This is a genomic window from Odoribacter sp., from assembly GCF_985060555.1.
Genome location: NZ_CFKYFN010000110.1, coordinates 90562 through 114692, shown reverse-complemented (window position 1 = coordinate 114692; position 24131 = coordinate 90562). Strand labels below are relative to the sequence as shown.

22 protein-coding genes are annotated in these 24131 nt (G+C 41.4%); 15 read left to right on the top strand and 7 right to left on the bottom strand.

Annotated features, from left to right (window positions below):
• The 3 genes from AC5RDS_RS15615 to gcvT all read right to left on the bottom strand — a co-directional run bounded on the left by AC5RDS_RS15615 (position 1) and on the right by gcvT (position 3449).
• Entirely contained in the window at positions 1–921 is a 921-nt protein-coding gene (locus AC5RDS_RS15615; RefSeq protein ID WP_013612006.1) for a 3-phosphoglycerate dehydrogenase, read from the bottom strand.
• 90 nt (positions 922–1011) lie between these two features.
• A complete protein-coding gene (gene serC, locus AC5RDS_RS15610) occupies positions 1012–2091 on the bottom strand; it encodes a 3-phosphoserine/phosphohydroxythreonine transaminase (RefSeq protein WP_013612007.1) in 1080 nt (359 codons plus the stop codon).
• A 257-nt stretch (positions 2092–2348) separates the two neighbouring features.
• On the bottom strand, positions 2349–3449 hold the full coding sequence (gene gcvT, locus AC5RDS_RS15605; protein ID WP_013612008.1) for a glycine cleavage system aminomethyltransferase GcvT: 1101 nt from the start codon (positions 3447–3449) through the stop codon (positions 2349–2351).
• A 330-nt stretch (positions 3450–3779) separates the two neighbouring features.
• Here gcvT and AC5RDS_RS15600 point away from each other — a divergent pair, with 330 nt between their 5' ends.
• The 5 genes from AC5RDS_RS15600 to AC5RDS_RS15580 all read left to right on the top strand — a co-directional run bounded on the left by AC5RDS_RS15600 (position 3780) and on the right by AC5RDS_RS15580 (position 7678).
• On the top strand, positions 3780–4118 hold the full coding sequence (locus tag AC5RDS_RS15600; RefSeq protein ID WP_013612010.1) for an STAS domain-containing protein: 339 nt from the start codon (positions 3780–3782) through the stop codon (positions 4116–4118).
• 225 nt (positions 4119–4343) lie between these two features.
• Positions 4344–5027, top strand: coding sequence for a response regulator transcription factor (locus AC5RDS_RS15595; protein WP_013612011.1), 684 nt, complete (start codon positions 4344–4346; stop codon positions 5025–5027).
• Positions 5024–6310 carry a sensor histidine kinase gene (locus AC5RDS_RS15590; protein ID WP_022159442.1) on the top strand — a complete coding sequence of 429 codons (1287 nt, stop codon included), beginning with the start codon at positions 5024–5026 and terminating at the stop codon, positions 6308–6310. The genes AC5RDS_RS15595 and AC5RDS_RS15590 overlap by 4 nt, the downstream gene beginning before the upstream one ends.
• Before the next feature lie 80 nt (positions 6311–6390).
• On the top strand, positions 6391–6828 hold the full coding sequence (locus AC5RDS_RS15585; protein WP_494222403.1) for a PepSY-like domain-containing protein: 438 nt from the start codon (positions 6391–6393) through the stop codon (positions 6826–6828).
• A gap of 16 nt (positions 6829–6844) precedes the next feature.
• A complete protein-coding gene (locus AC5RDS_RS15580) occupies positions 6845–7678 on the top strand; it encodes a PepSY-like domain-containing protein (protein ID WP_118122113.1) in 834 nt (277 codons plus the stop codon).
• 137 nt (positions 7679–7815) lie between these two features.
• Here the strand turns inward: AC5RDS_RS15580 and AC5RDS_RS15575 are convergent, their stop codons facing one another.
• From AC5RDS_RS15575 to aroQ, 3 genes are read right to left on the bottom strand one after another with little or no spacing between them, the layout of a single operon-like run.
• Positions 7816–8598, bottom strand: a complete 783-nt coding sequence (locus AC5RDS_RS15575; RefSeq protein ID WP_013612015.1) for a Cof-type HAD-IIB family hydrolase — start codon at positions 8596–8598, stop codon at positions 7816–7818.
• Positions 8599–8623: 25 nt separating this feature from the next.
• Positions 8624–10021: a pyruvate kinase gene (gene pyk / locus AC5RDS_RS15570; RefSeq protein ID WP_013612016.1), complete on the bottom strand. Its 1398-nt coding sequence runs from the start codon at positions 10019–10021 to the stop codon at positions 8624–8626.
• A gap of 60 nt (positions 10022–10081) precedes the next feature.
• Positions 10082–10504 carry a type II 3-dehydroquinate dehydratase gene (gene aroQ / locus AC5RDS_RS15565; protein WP_046403185.1) on the bottom strand — a complete coding sequence of 141 codons (423 nt, stop codon included), beginning with the start codon at positions 10502–10504 and terminating at the stop codon, positions 10082–10084.
• A gap of 305 nt (positions 10505–10809) precedes the next feature.
• Here aroQ and xerD point away from each other — a divergent pair, with 305 nt between their 5' ends.
• Together xerD and AC5RDS_RS15555 are read left to right on the top strand one after the other, a co-directional pair.
• Positions 10810–11733: a site-specific tyrosine recombinase XerD gene (gene xerD / locus AC5RDS_RS15560; RefSeq protein WP_022159438.1), complete on the top strand. Its 924-nt coding sequence runs from the start codon at positions 10810–10812 to the stop codon at positions 11731–11733.
• Between the two features lie 61 nt (positions 11734–11794).
• On the top strand, positions 11795–12289 hold the full coding sequence (locus AC5RDS_RS15555) for a hypothetical protein (protein WP_013612019.1): 495 nt from the start codon (positions 11795–11797) through the stop codon (positions 12287–12289).
• Here the strand turns inward: AC5RDS_RS15555 and miaA are convergent.
• A complete protein-coding gene (miaA, locus tag AC5RDS_RS15550) occupies positions 12273–13193 on the bottom strand; it encodes a tRNA (adenosine(37)-N6)-dimethylallyltransferase MiaA (RefSeq protein ID WP_195457833.1) in 921 nt (306 codons plus the stop codon). The two genes, AC5RDS_RS15555 and miaA, sit on opposite strands and share 17 nt — an antisense overlap.
• A gap of 237 nt (positions 13194–13430) precedes the next feature.
• Here miaA and AC5RDS_RS15545 point away from each other — a divergent pair, with 237 nt between their 5' ends.
• The 8 genes from AC5RDS_RS15545 (at position 13431) to AC5RDS_RS15510 (ending at position 23851) form a co-directional block, all read left to right on the top strand.
• Positions 13431–13811: a hypothetical protein gene (locus AC5RDS_RS15545; RefSeq protein ID WP_140398549.1), complete on the top strand. Its 381-nt coding sequence runs from the start codon at positions 13431–13433 to the stop codon at positions 13809–13811.
• On the top strand, positions 13798–14334 hold the full coding sequence (locus tag AC5RDS_RS15540) for a GNAT family N-acetyltransferase (RefSeq protein ID WP_013612022.1): 537 nt from the start codon (positions 13798–13800) through the stop codon (positions 14332–14334). Before AC5RDS_RS15545 ends, AC5RDS_RS15540 begins: the two co-directional genes overlap by 14 nt.
• A gap of 100 nt (positions 14335–14434) precedes the next feature.
• On the top strand, positions 14435–14836 hold the full coding sequence (locus AC5RDS_RS15535; RefSeq protein ID WP_118104216.1) for a DUF4890 domain-containing protein: 402 nt from the start codon (positions 14435–14437) through the stop codon (positions 14834–14836).
• A 1487-nt stretch (positions 14837–16323) separates the two neighbouring features.
• The gene (locus AC5RDS_RS15530) at positions 16324–17430 is read left to right on the top strand and encodes an AAA family ATPase (protein WP_195203783.1); all 1107 of its coding nucleotides are present in this window, start codon (positions 16324–16326) and stop codon (positions 17428–17430) included.
• A 2-nt stretch (positions 17431–17432) separates the two neighbouring features.
• Positions 17433–19778, top strand: a complete 2346-nt coding sequence (locus AC5RDS_RS15525) for a S8 family peptidase (RefSeq protein ID WP_195360218.1) — start codon at positions 17433–17435, stop codon at positions 19776–19778.
• A gap of 859 nt (positions 19779–20637) precedes the next feature.
• Complete coding sequence (locus tag AC5RDS_RS15520; RefSeq protein WP_195360217.1) at positions 20638–21225, top strand: metallophosphoesterase; 588 nt, start codon at positions 20638–20640, stop codon at positions 21223–21225.
• A 47-nt stretch (positions 21226–21272) separates the two neighbouring features.
• Entirely contained in the window at positions 21273–22586 is a 1314-nt protein-coding gene (locus AC5RDS_RS15515; protein WP_195360216.1) for a hypothetical protein, read from the top strand.
• A gap of 335 nt (positions 22587–22921) precedes the next feature.
• Positions 22922–23851: a GNAT family N-acetyltransferase gene (locus AC5RDS_RS15510; RefSeq protein ID WP_195360215.1), complete on the top strand. Its 930-nt coding sequence runs from the start codon at positions 22922–22924 to the stop codon at positions 23849–23851.
• The last annotated feature ends 280 nt before the right edge of the window (positions 23852–24131 follow it).

Genomic DNA, 24131 nt, shown 5'->3' with positions numbered 1-24131 from the left:
TTATTTATTTACTTTAAATTTAGCATCTCCATGTTCCAGGAAAGCCACAATTTGACGGGCAGCAGCCAAGCCTGCATTTACATTCGCTTCTTCAGTCTGAGCACCCATTTTCTTCGGAGTAAAGAAATAACGGCCTTCGAACTGGGCATATTCAGCGGCATTGTCCGGAGCGATATCGGAAATATATTTGAAATCGGGACGATCGGCCATCAATTTCACCAATTCTTCTTCATTGATCACTTCCTTACGGGCAGTGTTGATCAATACAGCTCCTTTCGGCATGCGATTCAACAATTCATAATTGATCGATTTCTTTGTCTTCTCGGTAGCCGGGATATGCAGAGATACATAATCACACATCGCATACATTTCTTCGGCAGAATGCAACGGAGTAGCCCCCGCAGCCTTGATTTGTTCATCGGTCATGAACGGGTCGAAAGCATACACTTCCATTCCGAAGCCTTTGGCAATACGTCCCACGTTTTGTCCCACGTTTCCGTAAGCATGTACACCGATTTTCTTTCCTTTCAGTTCATGCCCGGATTTACCGTTATAGAAATTACGAGCCAGATAAACAGCCATACCGAATACCAATTCAGCCACAGCATTCGAGTTCTGTCCCGGAGTATTCATAGCCACTACGCCATGATCGGTACAAGCCTGCAGGTCGATATTATCATAACCGGCTCCGGCACGTACAATTACTTTCAGTTTTTTAGCAGCATCGATCACTTCTTTTGTCGCTTTATCCGAACGGATGATCATAGCATCTACGTCGGCAACAGCAGCGATCAATTCTTCCGGAGAAGTATATTTTTCCAATAAAGCCAATTCATAACCCTGAGCTTCCACGATTTCGCGGATACCTTTTACTGCCACCGGAGCAAAAGGTTTATCGGTTGCAATCAGAACCTTTGTCATAACTACCAAAATTTACGATTAAGATTTACAATTTACGAGAGGCCTCAGCACGGTCGTAAATCGTAAATCTTTCATCTGAATTAATATTATTTATTTTTTATGTGCTTTTTCAAATTCCTGCATGGCAGCAATCAAAGCATTTACATCTTCCATCGTACAAGCATTGTAGGTAGAAGCACGGAAACCACCCACCAAACGGTGACCTTTCACGCCTACGATGTTTTTAGATTTACAGAAATCCAAAAATTCTTTCTCCAGTTCTTCATATCCTTCGGCTAACAAGAACGGAATATTCATACGAGAACGTGAACCTTCTTCAACAACAGCACGGAATACCGTATTGCGGTCGAATTCGCTGTACAATGCATTGCATCTTTCGATAGCACGTCTTTCCATAGCTTCAACACCGCCCATTTGTTTGATCCATTTCAGGGTCTGACCAACGGCAAAGATATTGATACAAGGAGGGGTATTGAACATAGATCCGTTATCGACATGAGTCTGATATTTCAGCATGGTCGGGATCTTGCGGTCAGCCACTACTTTATCCAGATAGTCGTTACGGATAATCACGAAAGTAGCACCGGCAGGTCCTAAGTTCTTCTGGCATCCGCCATAGATCATCATATATTTTTTTACGTCGATCGGACGACTACAAATATCGGACGACATATCGGCAATCAAGGGCACAGGGCTATCCAGATCTTCGAAAATCTCGGTACCACGGATCGTATTATTCGATGTAATATGCAGATAATCGACATCGGCAGGAATCTGGAATCCTTTCGGATAATAAGTAAAATTCCGGTCCTCAGAAGAAGCGATCACTTCAACTTCACCCCAAAGTTTAGCCTCAGCGATTGCTTTTTTAGACCAAACGCCGGTATTCACATAAGCCGCTTTTTTACCCAGGAAATTGTAAGGAATCATGCAGAACTGCATACTGGCACCACCACCCAAGAAAATAACAGAATAATTATCGGGGATATTCAACACTTCTTTGAACAGGGCGACAGTCTCATCATAAACAGCCTGAAAATCAGCTGAACGGTGAGATACTTCCAGAATAGACTGGCCACAATTCCCTAATTCCATCACAGCTTTTGCCGTATTTTCCAATGTCATATCCGGCAACTTACAAGGACCTGCGTTAAAAATATGTTTTCTCATTTTGTATAATAATTAAAGGTTTTAAATTTTAATTCAATTTTTCTTCAAACGTTACAAATATGCAAAATATACTGCGCAAAATATCATTTTATAAGAGAAATATTCGGATTTACTTATAATTTAAAATCACCTTAACAAATCGGTGCCGAATATACCTCAAAAAAGAAATCATTTAATCACTCTCTCTAAGAGAGACACTAATCCCAAAGTCAAAATAATGACTTTGGGATAGTTTTTCGGTATTTGAATTTCCGGTATCAGAAAAAAGGAGTTTTTACAATTTTTGCTTTCAACGCCTTATTTCTCACCCGGATAAATATTTCACTATCTAATTTATGGAAACCGCTTTTAACATATCCCGTACCGATAGATTTTCCGGTTAAAGGAGATACCGTTCCCGAACATACTACACCGATTTCATTTCCTTCGGCATCTTCGATAGGATATCCTTGCCGTGCAATTCCCCGGTCGATGATTTCAAAAGGTTTCATATAACGGGTCGGTTTATCTGCTTTCAATTTTTCATGGTATTCCCGCATGATAAAATCATTTCCGGGCACGAATTTAGTAATCCATCCCAAACCGGCTTCGATAGGCGAATGATCATCGTCGATTTCATGCCCATAGAGACAGAAACCGGCTTCCAGTCTCAAGGTATCGCGGGCACCCAATCCGATCGGTTGTATCCCGAATTCCGCTCCGGCTTCGAAAACGGCATTCCACAATTTCTCAGCATCTTTATTATAAGCATAAACTTCACAACCACCAGAACCGGTATAACCTGTCGTGGAGAAAATAACTTTATCGATCCCCGCAAACGGTATTTCTTTAAAAGTATAATACTCCATATCGACAACATTTTCCGAGGTCAGCTTCTGCATGGCTTTCAATGCCAAAGGCCCCTGGATAGCCAGCTGGCAAATATTGTCGGAAGCATTTTCCAGTTCGACGCCCGGTTTCATACCCAGTTCTGCGCCGTATTTTACCACCCAGTTCCAGTCTTTTTCGATATTAGCAGCATTAACTACCAGCAGGTATTTTTCAGCACTGAAACGATACACCAGCAAGTCGTCTACAATACCACCCTTATCATTGGGGAAACAACTATATTGTACTTTTCCGTCTATCAAAGCGGCCACATCATTTGTGGTTAATTTCTGAACCAATTCAAAAGCTTTCGGTCCTTTAATCCAAAATTCTCCCATATGGGAAACATCAAAAACTCCAAGTTTATTACGGACATTCAGATGCTCTTCTTTAATTCCTGTCGGATATTCGATGGGCATATTATATCCTGCAAACGGAGCCATACGTGCTCCCAAAGCTTCATGAAAATGGGTAAAAGGTGTTGTTTTCATTTTATTTTATTTATATCGTAAATTTAGTCGATTCACATTCATCCCGATCCGTCACCGCTTCCACACAAATCCACCTGTCATCTTCCCCGTCATAATTGCAAACGTTAGCATTTAAAAACATCACAAAGATATAATTTATATCTGTTCAGACTTCCTCTTTCGTCAAATTTTTATCCGGCCGGAATATGATTTTCTTATAAAAAAGATTTGGTTATTTATACTTTTTGTCCTATTTTCGACATTCTATAGGCAACCTAAGGAAACATAATTTATTTACATTCAAGAAAAACAACTAATCTAAACCAAAACGCATTATTAAAAATCAAAAAAATGATTACAAAATTAACTGAGCAGAAAGGATGCATCATTGCAGAATTTATCGATTTAAAGAGATTTACATTAGCAGTGACAGAAGAAGTTAAATCAGAATTAAAACCTATACTTTCGCAAGAAGGTAATAAAATGATTTTCGATTTTAAAAACATTGAATTTATAGACAGCAGTGGTATCGGCTGTATTATCTCATTAGTAAAAACAGCCAAAAGCAATCATTCTGAAATCAAATTGTGCAATATATCGTCAGAAGTCATGGACGTTCTGGAATTATTACACTTACCCATGATTCTCGATATCGAACCCGACTTGGCCAGTGCACTGACCAGTTTCTAAAAAAGCTCCCTACCCGGGGGCTTTTTTATCAGATTGAACTTTTTAACCCGAGAATTGCCTGTCAGGCAAATTTTCGATTGGCGAATCCAGAGTCCGACACCATAATAAACAGGGACTCCCGGTTCGCCAATTTATTTCTCCCCTCCAAAACGGAGCAGATTTCCAACCAGGCGATTTCAGTTGTATTTCAGAATTACTATATTTGTTTGTAGAAAAAATGAGTTTATGAAAGTTCTTGTTATAGAAGACGATCCGTCATTACGCGAAATTATTTGCCGTAGCCTCGAGAAAGAAAGGTATGTTACGGAGGAAGCTCCTGATTTTCAAACAGCGTTGGAAAAAACGGCCGATTATACTTACGATTGTATTCTGCTCGACATCATGTTACCGGACGGAAACGGGCTGGATCTGCTGGAAGAATTAAAAAAGGAAAATAAGAAAGAAAATATCATCATCATTTCGGCCAAAGATTCACTGGAGGACAAGGTCACCGGCCTGGATCTGGGTGCCGACGACTATTTACCCAAACCTTTCCATCTGGCCGAACTCATTGCCCGGGTCAAAAGTGTTATCCGTAGAAATCATCACGCCGGTGCCACTTATATCGAATACGGTAATATCCGGATCGACCCGGACCATTTCCAGGTATTTGTTGCAGGTACCCCCATCGAACTGAACCGAAAAGAATACGATATACTACTTTATTTTATCCAGCGTCCCGAAAGAGTAATCAATAAAATGACTCTGGCAGAATCGGTATGGGGAGATCACATCGATCAGGTGGATAATTTCGATTTTATTTATGCCCAGGTGAAAAACCTCCGCAAAAAACTGACCGAAGCGGGTGCAAACGCGGAGGTCAAAGCAGTCTATGGTTTTGGATATAAAATGTCACTTCAAGCCCTATGAAATTAATCTACCGCATCCTGATTCATCTGTCCCTGGCCCTACCGATCATTTTAGCGGCTTGGGGCATACTATTTTATATGGCTATTATAGATGAAGTCAACGATGAAGTAGACGATTCTCTGGAAGATTATTCAGAGGTACTGATCACCCGGGCCTTGGCAGGAGAACAATTACCTTCCCAATCTGACGGTAGTAATAATAGTTATTATCTGATTACAGTAACTGCAGATTATGCCGAGAAACAGAAACGGATCCGGTATTCCGACGAAATGGTCCACATCGAAGCCAAGGGAGAAACCGAGCCGGCACGGGTCCTAAGAACCATTTTCAAAGACAAAGACCGACAATATTACGAACTCACGGTCAGTACTCCGACGATCGAAAAGCAAGACTTACAGGAAGCTATTCTGAATTGGATGCTTCTCCTCTATTTTTCGCTTCTCCTGCTTATTCTTTTGGTGAATACCTGGGTTTACTACCGGAGTATGCGTCCCCTTTATGTGCTACTCAAATGGATGGACCAATATACGATCGGTAAAAGCCAGAGTCCTCCGGATTTGCAAACCAACATCACAGAGTTCCGGAAATTAAATGAAGCAGCCATTCAAACTCACCGACGTAACCAGGCGATCTATGAACAACAAAAACAATTCATCGGTAATGCTTCGCATGAATTGCAGACTCCTCTGGCAATCTGCCAAAACCGTCTGGAAATGATGGCAGAAAGCGAGTCACTTACAGAAGACCAACTGACCGAAATAGCCAAGATCCAACAGACCCTTACCTATATTATCCGACTGAATAAGTCTTTGCTTTTCCTCTCCAAAATAGAAAACGGCCAATTCCAGGAGAGTCAGGAAATTTGTCTGAACGATCTGATCAGCTCACAGCTCGAAGATTACCAGGAGATCTACGACTATAAAAACATCCAAGTCGAAGTGCATCAATCAGCCACTTTAACGGTGAATATGAACGAAACACTGGCAACCGCCCTAATCACAAACCTGCTCAAAAATGCTTTTATCCACAATAAATCACAAGGAAAAATCGACATCGAAATTCAGTCCGATCACCTTACCATTTGCAATACCGGTCACCCGGAAGCACTGGATGCCTCCCGTATATTCCATCGTTTCTATCAAGGCAAACATACCGGTGAAGGCTCCAGCGGCCTGGGCCTGTCTATTGCCGAATCGATCTGCAAATTATATCAGCTTCACATCCGATATTATTATACAGGAAAGCATTGTTTCCAGATCGATTTTCTCAATAAGTCGAAATAAAATTCATTTTTTTCCCGATTTCAAAATCTTTTCAGTTTTGGGTTCTACTTTTGAATTGTAAAACTTAAAATTTGAAAGCTATGAAACAAATCATTTTATTATTTGCCTGCCTGTTCGCTTTGCAGGGCTTAGCGAAAGCCGACGACGATAGAGCAATTACAGTCGATCAACTACCTCAAAAAGCTCAGGAATTTATCCAAAAGTATTTCCCTAAGAATGAAATTTCCCTGGCCAAAATGGAAAAAGACTTTTGGGAAAAGAAATATGAAGTTGTATTTGTCAACGGAGAAAAAGCTGAATTTCTGAAAGACGGCTCATTGGAAAAAGTCGACTGTAAATATTCTACAGTACCGACAGGAATCGTACCTCAAGCCATTAAAGACTACGTAAGCAAACACTACCCGGAAGCTAAAATTTTGAAAATTGAACGGGACAGTAAAACTTATGAAGTAAAATTGAACAATCAGCTTGAACTCGAATTCAACAAAGCATTTCAACTCATCGATATCGATAATTAATTAAAAATAAATAACTATGAACTTATACGCATTATTTTTCGGATTAGCCCTATTCGGCTTTTGCAGTTGCGACAACGACGATTCGGTAACCCCTGATCCTCAAGCCCGCCAAGCTTTTGAAAGTAAATATCCCAACGCCACACAAGTGGAATGGGAAAAGAAAAACAATTACCTGATAGCAGAATTCATCGACAATCAACTCGACGGGAAAGCCTGGTTCGATGCTACAGGCCGATGGTATATGACCGAAACCGAGTTGACCCACACCAGCCAACTGCCTGAGGACGTACAAAAAGCTTTGGCAAACAGTGAATATGCACAATGGTATATCGACGATATCGATCGTTTGGAGCGTAACGAAACCGAAACGATTTATGTCATCGAAGTGAAAAAAGACAAACAAGAATACGATCTCTATTATTCAGCCGACGGAATTTTGGTCAAAGTTCAGGCCGACCTAACCGATGACGATTACGAAAACTATCTTCCCGACGCCTCGGAATTACCGGCTTCGCTCCAGCAATTCATCAATGACAAATATCCGGCTTGCCGTATCATCGAAACTGAAACCGAACATAACCGTACAGAGGTAGATATCATACACGAAAACCGCAGCAAAGAAGTGATATTCGATGCCTCCGGCAATTGGCTGAATACCCATTACGATGTCCGCCAAAACGAAGTTGAAACCGCCGTAATGAATGCCTTGAAAACTTCGGCTTATGCCGATTATATCATCGACGATATTGAACGTTACGAAACGCCGGATCAAACCTATTACCTGTTCGAACTCGAAAAAGGAGCCAAAGAAATCGAAATAAAAATAGATCTGTCAGGGAAACTGCTTTAAACAGTGACAACGGGCAAAACGGACAAGGGTTTGAGATAGTTTCTGAAACCCTTGTAATCGTTTAAACCTATACCGCCGCAGCATAACAGATAAACTCCGGGGACGTATCGATGTGAAATCGGAATTCACCCACACTTTTAAAGTCCGCCGATATGAAAATGTTTCAAGGCATGTACAATACCTTCGTCGTCGACACCGGATGTAACGAAATCGGCGTGCCGCTGCACTTCTTCGGAAGCATTTCCCATAGCCACCCCTATTCCGGCATATTCCAACATAGGAATGTCATTTCCTCCATCCCCGAAAGCCATCGTCTCTTCGCGGGAAATTCCGAAATAAGCCAATATTTTTTCCATTCCGATACTCTTGTTTCCCCCAACCGGCACGACATCGGTAAACAACGGATTCCAGCGGGTAGCCTCACATTCCGGTAAGGCCTGCATAATCCGGTCTTCCTGTTGCTCTGAGAAAAACGCAATCAACTGAAAAACCCCTTCCCGGGTAGCCTCATGAATATCTTTCACTACCGGTTCCGGAAAATCCAGCATCCGGAATACCTCCCGGGTATGCTGATTATTATAGTTGATAAACATATCCTTCTCCCGGACAAAAATACAGGGGAAGGTCTCCTTCTCTTCCTGATACTTTATCAGATGTTCCAAGGCGATCTCCGGAATCATCCTCCGGTAAATGACCCGATCCCGTCCGATATAACAACAACTGCCATTCAGGGTCACATACCCGTCGAACTCCAGATCACCCAGATTATTAATTACTTGTAAATGCCGCCCGGTAGCTATAAATACTTTTATTCCCTGAGTCCTTAACTGCCGGATAGCTTGCCGGGTAGCTTCGGAAACCCGGTGAGTGTGAAAACTCACCAATGTTCCGTCTATATCAAAAAAAACTGCTTTTATCATCCTACACTCCTCTGCCTGTTCCCTGTTATTTTATATCACTGATTTTACAAACTTCAAGGAAAGATGCCCCGCGGACATGTCCGAAACTTCCTCCGATCACCAGGATCTGATCTTCAGGCTGGTAACCGTTCTGCAATAATACCTGTGGAATGTCCCGCATAAACTCATCCCTTGAATGGGGTTTTACGGAAAAATAAGGTCTCACCCCGAAAGAAAGAGCTAATTCGCGCATCACATGTTCGTCGTAACAACGGGCATATACAGGCAAACCGCCCCGAAAAGCCGACAGATAACGGGCTGTACGTCCGGAATTCGTATCTACCACAATCGCCTTGATGGGCAACATGGTAGTCATCCGGACGGCCACTCTGGCCAAAGCTGCTGTAATCTCATTATTAATACGAACTAAATTCCGGTTGGCATCGGGCGGTAAAATCGACTCATTGGCCTCAGCAACACGGCTCATCACTTTAACGGCTTCCAAAGGATAATCTCCATAAGCCGTCTCCCCACTCAGCATAATGGCATCCGTTCCACTGAAAACAGCATTGGCAATATCGCTCACCTCGGCCCGGGTCGGACGCGGATGGTCGATCATCGTGTGCAACATCTGGGTTGCGATGATCACCGGCTTTTTACTCTCGATACATTTATTGACGATATAGCGCTGAATCAGGGGTATCTTTTCAGCATCGATCTCGATAGCTAAATCCCCTCTGGCCACCATCACGCCATATACATGATCGAGAATCTCATCGATATGATTCACCCCTTCCTGATTTTCTATTTTTGCAATAATTTTGATGTTGCTATGCTGTTCATCCAAAATTTGCTGGATTTCCATCACATCCTGCTTATTTCTGACAAAAGAATGGGCGATGAAATCCAATTTATTATCCATAGCGAACTGAATAAATTTCCGGTCTTTATCACTTAACGACTCGAGATGCATGTTCACTCCCGGCACATTGATACTCTTCTTATCTTTTATCTCTCCCGGATTCGAAGCTTCCAATTCGAGACAGTTTTCTTTTTTATCCCGTACGATCAGCTCGACATCCCCGTCATCTACCAGAATTTTATCGCCGATCTGAACATCACGGACAAAATGTTCATAAGACACATGGATCAACTTTTCAGCCACCAAAGTCCGGTCACCCGTCATAAAAATAATTTCCCCCTTCCCGACACGGACAGGCACGACAATATCACAAGTTCTGACTTCGGGGCCTTTGGTATCGATCAACAAGGCGATCTGATCTGAGACAGCACGTACATTCCGTACCACTTTCATCGCTTCGTCGAGCGTCTGGTGAGCAGTATTCAACCGAACCACATTCATCCCGGCTTCATACAACTCTCTTAAAAAGCCTATTTCGCATCTTTTATCCGAAATGGTTGCGACAATCTTTGTTCTTTTCATTTAGTAATTTATTTATCCCGTTATATTTTTATATACGCAATCCGTCCTTTTCCGTATACATTATTTTTCATTAATCAAAGCCAATAAGGCTAATTCATAAGATTTCAGTCCGAACCCCATGATCACGCCCCGGCAAACAGCTGTCAGATAAGAAACATGCCGGAAAGCCTCCCGCCGGGCTGTATTGGAAATATGTACCTCGACCACCGGAGCTTTAACCGCAGCAATCGCATCGGCTAAAGCGATCGAAGTATGGGTATAGGCACCTGCATTCAAAATAATCCCGTCGTAACTGAAACCTACCTCGTGGATCTTATCGATCAGTTCCCCCTCTACATTGGATTGAAAACAGGAAATATCCACCGACGGATATTTATTTTTTAACTGACGAAAATAATCTGTAAATGTTTCTTTTCCATACACCTCCGGTTCCCGCACTCCCAGTAAATTCAAATTGGGGCCATTAAGTAATAATATCTGCATTTTCTCCGTATTTGTGATCTAAACTTATTCTACAAAATTACTCATTTTTCTAACTTTTACGTCGGTATTTCAAAATTTCTAATATCAAATTCCTACTTTTTTACTATATTTGTTCAAAATCTCAAATCCATAATAATCAACTTTTTACACAAATGTATTTGTTAATTATTTTACTTTACATAGTTAAATTCAGAAAAATATAAATCGAATAAAAAAAAAGATATACCTTTAGGCATTAATTAAAAATATACTGTGTGATAAGGTGGACTTTTGTTTAATTATTAATACATATAAATTTGACAACAATGACTTGGGAAGATGCTATTGAAAGTTACAAAACTTATCTGATTTTAGAAAAATCACTTTCATCGAATTCAGTAGAAGCTTACTTAAACGACATTAAGAAGCTGGCAAAGTATTGCGCTGACAAACATCACGTTACAACGCCTGATGCGATATCCTACGACCATCTGAAAGATTATTTGATGTTTATAAACGAAGTTGGAGTTACCAATCGTACACAAGCGAGATGTATTTCCAGTATTCGTTCATTTTATAAATTTTTAGTATTCGACGGACAGTTGGAAAACAATCCGACCAAATTACTCGAAGCTCCGAAAATCGGACGGAAATTACCGAACATCCTGACAACCGAAGAAATCGACGCCATGTTGAATTCTGTAGAGATGTACAAACCGGAAGCCCAGCGTAATAAAGCCATTATCGAAATGCTTTATTCCTGCGGATTACGCGTTTCAGAGCTGATCAGTATAAAATTATCCAACATCAATTTCCGTCAGGGAGTTGTGAAAATCGAAGGGAAAGGGAACAAAGAACGGATGATTCCACTGAGCAAAAATGCAAAACAGGAAATCAAACAATATATGAAAGTATACCGCGATTACCTGGAAATTGAAAAAGGATACGAAGATGTTTTATTCCTGAACAAACGGGGAACTGCTCTTTCGAGAGTAATGGTGTTCAATATTATCAAACACCTGGCTACCCGTGCCGGAATCAAGAAAAATGTGTCTCCTCATACTTTCCGTCATTCTTTTGCTTCTCATTTGGTGAGTGGAGGAGCAGACCTGAGAGCGGTACAAGATATGTTGGGACATGAATCCATCCTGACAACAGAAATTTATACCCATCTCGACGATCATTATCTGAAAGATACAATTAATAAATTTCACCCGCGTTCCAAAGGGAATGAGGAAGAAACGAAATAATAAATAAAAAAAGAGCGTGAACAACGCTCTTTTTTTTATCTTCGCGGCAAAATAAAATACGATGGAAAATAACGAGGAAATACTAAAGAAAATCAGCAGCGGAGATCCCGAAGCAATCGCAGAAGCTGTCGATACCGTAAAGGAAAACGGCGACCTGGTTATTGCCGGTAAATTACTGGACATCCTGTCCCAGCCTCTCGCACCGTCGACAATCACTATCATCGCCAATTTGCTGGCCGATATTAAAGATAATCAGTTCAAAGACCTGTTAATCCAAAAACTGGAACAGACTTCCGAAGGAACGCTCAAGAAGGAATTACTTCGGATTGTCTGGGAATCTTCATTGGACTACTCCTCCTATTTAGATCATTTTTTACAAATCTTGCAGGAGGACGATTTTACTGTAGCTTTCGAAGCTTCCACAGTGATTGAAAATCTGGTTCCTCACCTGATGCCAGAACAACGGACAAAATTAACCGACATACTGCAAATATTTCCCGAAGACAAAAAGTTTTTAGCTGAAAATATACTGGAAGAACTCAGTTATCAGGAGTGAGCCACCACCTTTTTACGACCTCTACTTTTTCTTCCATAGGCATCCCGGATTCCAACCAATGGATATCGAATCCATCGCGTTCCATTTTCCGGAACCAGGTCATTTGCCGTTTAGCAAACTGATGAATGGCCACGTTCAATTGTTGCACCATTTCCTCATAGCCCAACTGTCCGGTCAGGTACAGCGTCAGGTATTTATATTCCAAACCGTAATAAATCAAATCTTCGGGCTTCACACCACTTTGCAAAATCCGTTCCACCTCCTCCACCATGCCCTGCTGCAAACGGGCATGTAATCGCTGCGTGATACGCTCCCGCCTCACCTCCCGGCTCACGTCTACCCCGACAACCAAAGGATGGATCTGAGGAAAGTCTTTTTCCTCATAAGGATGTGTCTTATAATATTCTTCAATTTCTATCGCCCGGATGGCCCGTTTAGGTGTATCTATCTCTGTCGTATTATGCAATTTCTTATATGTCGCCAAACGAGCGGCCAATTCCGGCAAAGACAGTCCGGCCAATGAAGCCCGTAAATCCTCGTTGACCGGTACAGCCAATAACTTATACCCTTTCAACACAGCCTCCACATACAAGCCACTTCCACCGCATAACACAGGCAAAACACCCCGCTGCCTGCAATCTTCCCAAACCTTCACAAAGTCCGCCTGATATTCAAAGACATTATATTTATACCCAGCCTCCACAATATCGATCAAATGGTAAGGAATTTTTTTCCCCTCCCATACATACTCATCCAGATCCTTACCGGTCCCGATATCCATCCCCCGATATACTTGCCGGGAATCGGCACTGATGATCTCTCCGCCGAATGCAGCAGCCAAACGAACAGCCAAATTCGTCTTTCCACTCGCAGTCGGTCCGACGATACACAACAAATCAAACATTTTATCTTCGATTACGTATTACCCAGGCAAAGGTAGTGAAAATATAAATGATAAATTAATTACAAGCCAAAAGGAGTTAAATACGGAGTAAAAAAACTATATTTGTAAAAGATGGAAATTTCCATTCGGATAAGGGAAAAGTTAAGAAAAGGATTGATTACAGTATGTCTGTTTTACTGCGGTTTTCATTCCGCTCTCTTAGGTCAATCTTTATCCAGAAGCAAACAAAACAATAATATGGTAACGAGTCGGCACTATTCTTCGGCCTTTGCAGGTCCGCAAAATAAAGTCGTATCCTCCTTTTCTTTCGGAGAATACGACTTCCGGGATACTCTCCCGGGTAAAAACTATACCATACAATTATTCACGTCGTTCGATACACCGGCAGATCCGATTCTAACAGAAAGCAACAAAATAAAGATCATCCGGATGGGTGAATTATACCGGTATATTTTCTCTCAATACCATGCACTGGACACTGCCCGTCAAGCGTTAATCCCTATTCGCCGATTATACCCACAAGCCTGCATCCGGGAATACCAGGAAGGAAAATTAGGCCCTATTATAGATATGAATATTGACCATAGAATAAATGACAAAACTTATGATGCAAGATGAAAACATTCTGATCCGGGCACTCGAACCCGAAGATTTGGAGTACCTCTACAAGTGGGAAAACGATATGGACCTTTGGGATGTCAGTGACACCCTGACCCCATTCTCTCATTTCACACTGAAAAAATACATTGAAAATGCCCATGTAGACATTTATACCAGCAAGCAATTGCGGCTGATGATTACACGTGTCGATACCCAAGAGCCCATCGGACTGATCGACCTGTACGATTTCGACCCTTATCACCAGCGGGCCGGCCTGGGAATCATGATTCACAATATGGAAAACCGCAAACAAGGCTATGCCAGCTCGGCGATTAAGCTCATGCTGGATTATTGTTTCGAAACCCTGGGCTTGAATCAGGTATACAGTAGTGTGCCCAGTTGTAACGTGGCCAGTCTGAAACTCTTCGAAGCCACGGGCTTTACCCAAACCGGTTACCGGAAACAATGGTTAAAAAGGGGTAATGAATGGGAAGATGTCATTTACTTCCAGCAACTTGCCTCTACCTGGAATAACAACTAAATAATCTCTCATACGCTATAAACCTTTGTTCGGATAGATTGTCTTATATAATATAAAACCAATTTTTATAGAAAACATTTATTGAACTAAAAAAGCGATTATGAAAAAGTTAGTATTCTTAGCCACCACATTATTGATGTTCCTGGCCATAACAGTAAATGCCCAACAAAGGGGCCCGCGTGAACGAATGACTCCGGAACAGCAAGCGACCCGGACGGTCGAACGCCTGACCACCGAATTAAAGTTGACAGACAAACAACAGGCAGACCTGAAAAAATGGTATACCGAATCGTTCAAAAAGCGTGAAGAAGCCATGCAGCAAAACCGGGATAACCGTGAAGCCATGCGTGATCAAATGAAAAAAGACCGTGAAGCTGCAGACGCCGAACTAAAAAAAGTATTGACCGAAGAGCAATATAAAACCTACAAGGCCAACGAAGAAAAACGCATGAAAGAGTGGCAACAAAGAGGTCGTCAAGGTGGCGGACACCCTCAACGATAAAATAATTGATAACCTGAAAGCAACAACTTTCAGGTTATTTTTTATCCTAGCCCTATCCCCTGTTCATTCCAGCCCGAATTGACAAGCTCTTCATCCATACACACGCATAGACTTTGTTCCATCCAATCGACCATTACAACATAAAGAATATCTTAATTAAAGCCTTTATAGTTTACTTTCGTCCTGCCTCCCGACCTAAGTTCCTACTTCTGGTTATATCATCAAATCTTTCACACTCCCCACGATACATAATCCAACAACTTACCACAATTTCCTACAACAGCTCCAAGAGAGTATTCCGACTTTCTGCATCGAACAATTCCAAAGGGAAATTCTCCATACGAGCATATTAACAATCAATGTATTGTACGTGTCATAAGCCATCACTTACCGATGCATCATCATATTCTCATTGATTATCAATGGTTTACATCTTAAAAGGTAGACTACTCAAAAATTTACTTGTTTTTTTTGCGAAAAATCGAAGATTTAACGTTTTTTTTCATCGACTCTCTCCGAACAGAGGGGAAAGAGGCAAAAACAGCCTTTTTGGACCCCGACAGACCCCGTCTGCAAAGATAGGGCATGTCGGGGTTTATTTCGCCAAAATGGGCTGTAAAATTGAGTATGGATTCATGGATATTTTCGGGCTCCAATCGTGGAATCTTGTCTTTGGTCAGAGTGTCATTTTGCTCGGCCTTAATAACACCAGGAGCACAAATAAATTTTGCAGCCAAAAGAGAAAAATGGCTTCAGCCATCTCTTTTCTTCCCTTATTTTGACTTTGCTTTAATGAACGTATATATGAATACGGGGATAAAGTAAAGTTGCTGATATCATGGAAAAGTGTAGATTTCAAGCCTCAATTTTGATAGAAAAGTGTGTAAATGGGGTCTGATTCGTTGGGAAAAGTGTGAGATTAGGGATTTACTGTTTAAAAAATGTTCAATCCTAAACCATAACTAAATTTAGGAAAAATCCCCAGAACTTCTAATCTTGTAATTTTTACTTATTACATACTTAATCTTCCATCAAATACTAAATGCGATGTAACAATAGAACCTCTTTCTAGAATCAGAATCCACCTTGATGGTCATGGAAATACTAAACTGGCATTTGGATTGATACATAAATTATACGGCCATGTTCTGTCTGAATGGTACAATGCGCTATTTTTTCTGTATTCCAGCAAGACCGACATGCAAAGGAATTAACTTACTGAAAAAAGAGAGGAATATTACATATATATTCCACTTTGCACACGATAGAGGTGTTTGAAATATTGAAAGGAAGTCTGTGTTGAGAAGTGAAGTGTTAGCGGAACGGAGAATTAGTATTTCCCACTCATATAGATTATATCCTATTATAGTATTAAGAAAATAGCACGCTTTATAATAATTATAGCACGAAATATTGAAATAATAGCACGAAATATTTGTCAATTAGCACACTTATTGTATATTTGCAAAAAAATCAAACTAAACATCATGTACACAGAGATACTACGAATTATCGAAGGAGGTCTGTCGAAAGACTCTCAAAAAGTATATAATTACGCAAAGATACTGGCAGATAAAATGTCACGCGACGGAGAAACCAAGATGTCAAAAATGATTCTTGATTCTTTGGAAAGACGCTACACATCGATGCTTTCTCTTGACGAGTTGTCATCTACTCCCGTTGATGCAGAAAGTCGCATGAGCATTGTGGATGTATATTGTCCGACCGAAAATGAAATCAAACCGATTTTGCCCGAATTGACAGCCCATAAAGTCGATGACTTCATCAATATGATTAAACACCAGGGAGACCTTTATAAAAATGGTGTTGAGTTCAGCAACACTCTTATGTTGTATGGTGTGCCTGGTTGCGGTAAGAGTACTGTTGCGAAGTATATTGCTCAGCAGATAGGGTTACCATTAGTTATCGCAAGATTAGATGCGCTTGTGTCATCATTGCTCGGTAGTACTTCAAAGAATATTCGTAAAGTATTTGATTTTGCAGATTCTCGCCCGTGCATTTTATTTCTTGATGAATTTGATGCAATTGCAAAAGCAAGAGATGATCAGCACGAACTAGGAGAATTGAAGAGGGTAATTAACAGTTTACTTCAAAACATTGACTCCCTTTCAAGCAGCAGCATACTTATCGCTGCCACAAACCATGCGGATTTGCTCGACAAAGCTATTTGGAGACGTTTCCACACTATTCTCGAAATTGGTCTCCCAGGGGAAAAAGAGATTCAAGAAATGCTCAATTTTTTCATTGGTGATTTCAAGACAACCTTACCAATTGAAGATGACAGGAAAATGTCCAAACTTATACTTGCATTTGCTGAATATGGCAACTTGTCTCCGTCAGATATTCAGACCATAGTAAACAATGCGAAGGTTCAAGCTGTAATAAAGGCCGGTTCAACTCTCTCCCAAGAAGAATTACTCATACAACTGTTTGACTTTAAGAATCACGACAACAGCAGAGTCGAAAGCCTTGTTAAATACCTGAACGAAAAAGGAATATCCCAATCATCAATTTCTGAAAAATTGGGAATATCCATAAGACAGATTAAGAACATTCTAAATAAGGAGGACTAAATATGGATGAAAAGAATTTGCCTATTCGTTTTTTCTCTATGAGAGATAACGACGAAAGAAAGACTGAAGGTGCCGGAGATTCTGATATACCCAATTGGGTAGATAGGGATGCTATTCCTCAAAAGCAGACATTATTTATCTCAGCTATGAATGGAATGGCGGCAAAGCTTTCCGAAAAAAACAAACAAAGTAATTTTCTCCCTTCTGTGCTAACTCTACATTTGAATGGAAATGCATTGGCAAAAGGACATAGAGAGAATATTGCTCATATCTTTAACGATAAAGGTGCTATCAACCTTATCGGTGTTACTGGCAAAGACAAAGTAATGGTTAAAATAAACACTCCTATTGAGGCAAATCGCATTGCAAAAAGGATTTCTTCGCTGCGGACTGGTGACAAAACCTATCTTGGTGTTGCTGCTATTGATGAAATTGACGAATTCACACCGATTGTAGAAGAAGACCTGAATCTTGACGGCGTGATAAAGATCAAGCTGATTAATTATTTCGATAGAGAACTCAACGGATTACTTATCAAATCTTTTGAGAAAAGTTGCGATGACAATGGCATCAATTGTACCAGATGCAAATATTCCAGCGAGTTAATAGCATACAGAGGCCAGGGAATTACCACAGATCAACTGACTTTCTTGAGAAACTTTGAAGGTGTGCAATCCATTTCTGATATGCCTGTACTCGAGTTTGATGAAGACTCTATCCAATACGCAGAAGATGTTGCTATAAAGAAGCCGCAAGATGGCATTAATTACCCTGTAGTCGGAATACTTGATTCAGGCATCGCACGAATACCACATCTTGCTCCGTGGTTATGTGAAGATAAAGCTACTTCTTTTACAGATGAAGACACAGATCAGAAGCACGGAACGTTCGTATCAGGAATAGTTGAATATGGTGATGAACTTATTGACAAAGAGTGTGCTGGTGGGCAGGGATGCAAATTGTATGATGCCACAGTTATCAGCAAGTATTACAAGACCATGTATGAAGATGAGGTCATTTCGAATATTCGTGAAGCCATAAGCCATAAACCTGACATCAAAATTTGGAATATGTCTATTGGCACTAACTTAACAGCTGATGAGCAGGAATTCTCGGATTATGCGAAGGAACTAGACAGCATACAGGATGAATTCGATGTTCTGATTGTAAAGTCTGCCGGAAACTGCGAAAACTTACCAGTACCCGTATCACGTATTGCTATACCAGCAGATTCAGTTAGAAGTCTTGTGGTTGGCTCAATAGCACATAAGAAGAGAGAATTTGATCGGGCAGACGAAAATTGTCCGTCTCCTTTCTCCAGGAAAGGCCGTGGCCCAGCCCACATCATCAAGCCGGAAGTCGTAAGTTATGGCGGCAACGCTGGGGTCACAGATGATGGTGAAATAACAGAGACTCCAGTGCTATCTTTCACTCCTGACGGTAGTATTACCGGCAAGGCTGGAACAAGTTTTTCAACGCCGCGTGTTACCGCTATAGTAGCTGGTTTGCAGATGAAGATAGGAGAGGCGTTCAGTCCTCTTCTGGCGAAAGCCCTGATTATTCATTCAGCTCACTATCCGGCAGAAATGAAAATGGAGATTGGCGACAAGCTAAAATACGCAGGGTTTGGCCTTCCAGCTTCAAGCAATAAGATTCTGTATAATGACAAGTACGAGACCACACTAATACTCCAGGATACGCTTGAGAAAGGACATTTCATTGAAATCCTCGATTTTCCTTATCCTCAATCTATGGTTGACGAAAACGGATATTTATACGGCAATATCCAAGTAACTCTTGTTAGCAAGCCCATGCTTAATGCAAGCCAAGGCGCTGAATACTGCCAATCAAATATCAAGGTTATGTTCGGAACATACGACAGCAAGACACTGCGTGACACATCCAAGAGGAATATCAAGAATCCAATCGGTGCTGAAGGACGCAAAAATCTGCTCGGATCATCTCTATATGGAACAAAAGCACATAGAGATACCGACACGCCATATGCATCCGAACGAATGCTGGTAGACTACGGCGACAAGTTCCAGCCAATCAAGAAATGGAATGTTGACCTTAGTGAGCTGACACAAGGTAAGAAAGACGATTTTCTCAAGACTCCTAAATCATGGTATCTAAAAATTGAAGGCTTGTACCGTCAGTTCATCGAGGATTTGAAAGGCTCCAATGACGAGGCTATTAGCCAGGAGTTCTGCCTGATTATTACAATCCGCGATAATAAGCGCCAGCACGAGGTATACGATGAGGTTACTAAGCAGCTTGATCTCAATGGATTTGTTTACTCGCCTGTAAGGGTTGAGCAACAGGTATCTGTAACTACAGAAGCATAGTCAGAACCAATAATACTTAAGAATTGGCCAGGGAAATATACTCTGGCCGCTTTTATTTGCGATTTCATATCATTTCAAAAATCTCCTTATAACAGTTGCTGATTTCATGGAAAAGTGTTGGGTTTAAGCTTCATTTTGATGGAAAAGTGTATAAAGGGAGTTTGATTCGTTGGAAAAAGTGTGAGATAACAGGTATTATTCGCCTGAAAAAATGTAAAACTCTAAACCATCACCGAAGTTAGTACTCAAGGCCGATACTTTGAACTTTCTCTGTAAAGGGCCAAAGTACAAACTGAATATTCGTTTGCACTTGCACTTTTGCATTTTTGGGTCAGCAGTTTGCTTCATATCGGCTTTTCTCTAAAGAAATTTGCTGGTCCTCAAGAAAATCCGTAATTTTGCGCCTTCAATTGAATAAAAACATAGGGTTTACAATGCTGCAAAGAAGAATGAACAATTGGAACACTGTATCGGCTCGAGGCATAAAATGCCTTGAGAGATTGTCGTGTGTCCATACTTTGCGCATTGGAGCATTCTATACTTTTGGAAACATTTTCCGACAAACGTCTGATAAACCATCGGGGATATGATGATGCTGGTATCCCGCTGAAACGATAAATGAAAACCGTCGGAGAGTTCTTACCAAACTTTTCGACGGTTTTTGTTTTAGATCTTTGATCTACAATAAACGCTGCGCCTCAGCATATTCCGGTCAATGACTGGATCTGCATTCGGCTTGCAGTTTATTTGATGCCTGTTGGTGACGTTCGCACGATGTGCTCTTCTCCGTCAATTCCGTCCACGGGCTGAATTGTAACGTATTATTAACCGCGCAGTGATGCGCATGAATGGAAAGATTATGAATTATAAATTTGACGGAAGCAGGGTGTTCTTTACATCCGACACCCACTTCAACCACACCAATATCATCAGGTTCTGCAACAGGCCATTCAAGGATGTATCGCACATGAATGAAACGATTATTTCCAACTGGAATCGAGTAGTCAGTCCGGAGGATATCGTGTTCCACCTGGGTGATTTCTGTCTGGGCGGTTCTGGCGAATGGGTAAACGTACTGAACAGGCTGAACGGGAAAATATACCTTATTTCCGGCAACCACGACATCAAGAACCTGAGGCAGAATTACACGAAATACTTCGAGCAGATAACAATGCAGATGTATATCGAGGTGGATAAACAGAAGATTTATCTGAATCACTGTCCATTCCTTTGCTATGGCGGCTCATACGATGACACCTGGCAGCTTTTCGGACACGTGCATACCCGAAGGAACAATACCGGAAAGGATGCTTATCGGCTGAGTATGCTTCTTCCGACACAATATGATGTCGGAGTGGACAACAACGATTTCACTCCGGTTTCATTTGCGCAGGTGAAGGCAATCATAGGGAAACAAATTGAGCAATCAAAGAAAGGAGAACAGTAAGATGAAGATACAATACAGGTTTATTGCTATTTAATGGACATATAGAAATGAACGAAAGAAAGATTATAGATAGAACGCTCCTTACCGACTTGGCAAAGGATGTCGGCTTGAATGCCTCGCATTTGGAAGCATTGGGTGAAAGCCGTCAATGGGAAATTGTCGTTGGTGGCGATATGCTTGGACGGCTGGTTGAGATACAGCATCGGTTCGAGCGGCTGGCCGTAATGGGTGACGATGAGTACCGGGGATTCTATATAGAAGTGCCACGGCCTGCACCGGAAGAGTGGGGGAATGCCGAGAATTTGATTGCTTCAGGGGAATATGACAGTCGGGAAGCCTTCCTTGCGGATTGGCTTGCATTCAACCCGGTGGAGACTAGATGGTTTCATGTCGCTTCAAGTCGATACGGGGATTCCCGGTCAATCCGTGTTACGGACCGGAAGCATACCCGTTTTATCATTACGAATTGTCCCAAGTGTACGGATGCAGAACCAGATGATACGTGGTGCAGGGAGAACCTGATCCGCCTCTTTGACTATCTGGAACGGATAATTGATGTCATTGTCGCAAATCCCGACAGGTTCAACGATTACGTGGCGCATAACCTTCCGTACCAACAGCGTACAGGACGGATTGCACAGAAGGATTTTAATCGCATAGTGCCGAATTTCAAAATTGAGGTGGAAGATCGGGAAACGGCCATCAAGGCATTGGAGGACTCGGTGTACGGGCATTCTGCCCCTCTTTTTGAAACCATGACCATACGAAAGTATTGCACATATTACCGCATTGCCAACGAGGTGTATGAGGCTTATCACCGGAAGTTGGGATTCAGAGGGCGCATCCATACAGACCAGCAGGATGTTCCAGAAGAACTGCGTGATGTGGTCTATTACAAGCGGAAGAAGTTTGTGGATGTAATGGAAATGTATGACATTGACAGTCCGGAGGATTTCATGCGATTCGCAACTGACCACTATGGTGAACTGGGCCTTTCACGTCTAAATATCTTTGCCTCACACGACCGGCAACAGGGGTGGAAAATTGTTGTTTCCAACAGTTATTCTGCCAATGCCGGATTGGCCATTGAAGTAGCGACAGCCTTATATAAGGCCGGGGCACCGCTGCTGATATATGATGCAGAGAAGCTCCTAAGGATTCTGAGGGAAGAGGATTATGTACGACTGGTTCCCAATTCCTATCATAACTATATGGGCTATCAGGAAGAAGGCTCCGTCTACGAACTGCCGTGGGAATATGAATGTTCGGATGATACTGATTCGGTTCTGACCAAGGAGCAATATCAGGCGATTGTCTCTATTGCAGAATGGCAGCAAGAAGAAAGGATAAGCCTACATTAAAAAGAGTATGACAGAAAAAACAACACGTAAATTATATCCGATACAACCTTGATACTATTGAAAGAAAGCGTTGCTTTTGCTTCAAAAATCAACTATAATCAGCCAAATCTCCAGAATTTCATGAGATTTGGCTAATTATGTGATTAATTTGTTCTCGTCTACGAACTGCCGTGGAAATACGAGTGCTCGGACGATACTAATTCGGTGCTGACCAAGGAGCAATATCAGGCGCTTGTCTCTAATGCAGAATGGCAGGATATAGAGCGGATTTTCCTATAAAACTATCCGACTGACCAGATGAATTAATATTACCTTTGTAAAAATTATCACTCAAAATGCAGACAGTCATAAAGAAAATACTATCGGAAAGGAAACGTTTTTTGTCGCTTCTTTTATTGGCAGACGAACAGGAAAGTATGATTGACAAATATATCGGGAGAGGAGATATGTTTGTTATGTACAACCAAGATGGCGTCGCGATATGTTCTGCAATAGTTACGGATGAGGGGAACGGTATATGCGAGATAAAAAGTCTGGCTGTAGCTCCGGAGTATCAGCGAAAAGGCTATGGCAAAGAAATGACTGATTTTCTGAGCCGACATTATGCGGACAAGTTCAACCTTATGACTGTAGGAACCGGAGACAGTATGCGTACAATATCATTTTATCGGAAATGCGGATTTCATTATTCCCATACTGTGTCGGATTTCTTTACCTTCAACTATGATCATCCTATAGAAGAGGACGGAAAAATACTGAAGGATATGCTCTATTTTCGCAAATATCTGACTCTGCCACAAGCGATATGCAAGAATGCCCGTACGGAAGAGCTGATTTTGTCCTTACTCAACCTTTGGAAAGAATCAGTAAAGGCAAGCCATCACTTCCTGACGGAATCTGATATCCATGATTTGATTCCGGATGTATGTCTTGCACTCAAATCAGTGGAAGACCTTGTTGTCCTGCATTATAAAAATGCGCCTTCAGGGTTCATCGGTATTGAAGACAAAAAGGTAGAGATGCTTTTCGTCTTGCCGGATTATTTCGGTTGTGGTCTAGGGAAAAGACTTATGGATATAGCAATCAGGGATTACGGCTGCATCTATGTCGATGTAAACGAACAGAATCCGAAGGCCAGAAACTTTTACCGGCATTTGGGCTTCCAAGAATATGAACGGACCGAGTATGATGAGCAAGGACGTCCTTTCCCTATAATTAAAATGAAATTGCACATTCATCAGTTGCCGCACATTGCTGGGAAGTGAAAAAGAGTTAGAAAACTTCAAGACAGAGACTGGAGCCAAGAGTATATCCGGTTATACAAAATCTGTTGATGGCATTTAAAACACGATAAACGATATTGCATATTTTGACCGGATATTTAACTATGCGACAAGGTCTAACATCTGCGATAAATAAATTATATTCAGGGCTTAACTATGAATTAGGCTTCAAGATATACTAATGACCACAAAACAGATACTTGAGCAACAAATAAAGGTGCCTTGTATGCAAAAAATAAAACCCGGATTCATCACCAGTAAC

Excerpts from the sequence above, each read along its gene's own strand:
- AC5RDS_RS15530 (WP_195203783.1), top strand. The coding sequence starts at position 16,324 with ATGTACACAGAGATACTACGAATTATCGAAGGAGGTCTGTCGAAAGAC.
- AC5RDS_RS15545 (WP_140398549.1), top strand. The coding sequence starts at position 13,431 with ATGGTAACGAGTCGGCACTATTCTTCGGCCTTTGCAGGTCCGCAAAAT.
- AC5RDS_RS15595 (WP_013612011.1), top strand. The coding sequence starts at position 4,344 with ATGAAAGTTCTTGTTATAGAAGACGATCCGTCATTACGCGAAATTATT.
- AC5RDS_RS15515 (WP_195360216.1), top strand. The coding sequence starts at position 21,273 with ATGAACGAAAGAAAGATTATAGATAGAACGCTCCTTACCGACTTGGCA.
- serC (WP_013612007.1), bottom strand. The coding sequence starts at position 2,091 with ATGAGAAAACATATTTTTAACGCAGGTCCTTGTAAGTTGCCGGATATG.
- AC5RDS_RS15600 (WP_013612010.1), top strand. The coding sequence starts at position 3,780 with ATGATTACAAAATTAACTGAGCAGAAAGGATGCATCATTGCAGAATTT.
- miaA (WP_195457833.1), bottom strand. The coding sequence starts at position 13,193 with ATGTTTGATTTGTTGTGTATCGTCGGACCGACTGCGAGTGGAAAGACG.
- AC5RDS_RS15555 (WP_013612019.1), top strand. The coding sequence starts at position 11,795 with ATGGAAAATAACGAGGAAATACTAAAGAAAATCAGCAGCGGAGATCCC.
- gcvT (WP_013612008.1), bottom strand. The coding sequence starts at position 3,449 with ATGAAAACAACACCTTTTACCCATTTTCATGAAGCTTTGGGAGCACGT.
- AC5RDS_RS15615 (WP_013612006.1), bottom strand. The coding sequence starts at position 921 with ATGACAAAGGTTCTGATTGCAACCGATAAACCTTTTGCTCCGGTGGCA.
- aroQ (WP_046403185.1), bottom strand. The coding sequence starts at position 10,504 with ATGCAGATATTATTACTTAATGGCCCCAATTTGAATTTACTGGGAGTG.
- AC5RDS_RS15525 (WP_195360218.1), top strand. The coding sequence starts at position 17,433 with ATGGATGAAAAGAATTTGCCTATTCGTTTTTTCTCTATGAGAGATAAC.
- AC5RDS_RS15575 (WP_013612015.1), bottom strand. The coding sequence starts at position 8,598 with ATGATAAAAGCAGTTTTTTTTGATATAGACGGAACATTGGTGAGTTTT.
- AC5RDS_RS15510 (WP_195360215.1), top strand. The coding sequence starts at position 22,922 with ATGCAGACAGTCATAAAGAAAATACTATCGGAAAGGAAACGTTTTTTG.
- AC5RDS_RS15580 (WP_118122113.1), top strand. The coding sequence starts at position 6,845 with ATGAACTTATACGCATTATTTTTCGGATTAGCCCTATTCGGCTTTTGC.
- xerD (WP_022159438.1), top strand. The coding sequence starts at position 10,810 with ATGACTTGGGAAGATGCTATTGAAAGTTACAAAACTTATCTGATTTTA.
- AC5RDS_RS15520 (WP_195360217.1), top strand. The coding sequence starts at position 20,638 with ATGAATTATAAATTTGACGGAAGCAGGGTGTTCTTTACATCCGACACC.
- AC5RDS_RS15585 (WP_494222403.1), top strand. The coding sequence starts at position 6,391 with ATGAAACAAATCATTTTATTATTTGCCTGCCTGTTCGCTTTGCAGGGC.
- AC5RDS_RS15590 (WP_022159442.1), top strand. The coding sequence starts at position 5,024 with ATGAAATTAATCTACCGCATCCTGATTCATCTGTCCCTGGCCCTACCG.
- pyk (WP_013612016.1), bottom strand. The coding sequence starts at position 10,021 with ATGAAAAGAACAAAGATTGTCGCAACCATTTCGGATAAAAGATGCGAA.
- AC5RDS_RS15535 (WP_118104216.1), top strand. The coding sequence starts at position 14,435 with ATGAAAAAGTTAGTATTCTTAGCCACCACATTATTGATGTTCCTGGCC.
- AC5RDS_RS15540 (WP_013612022.1), top strand. The coding sequence starts at position 13,798 with ATGATGCAAGATGAAAACATTCTGATCCGGGCACTCGAACCCGAAGAT.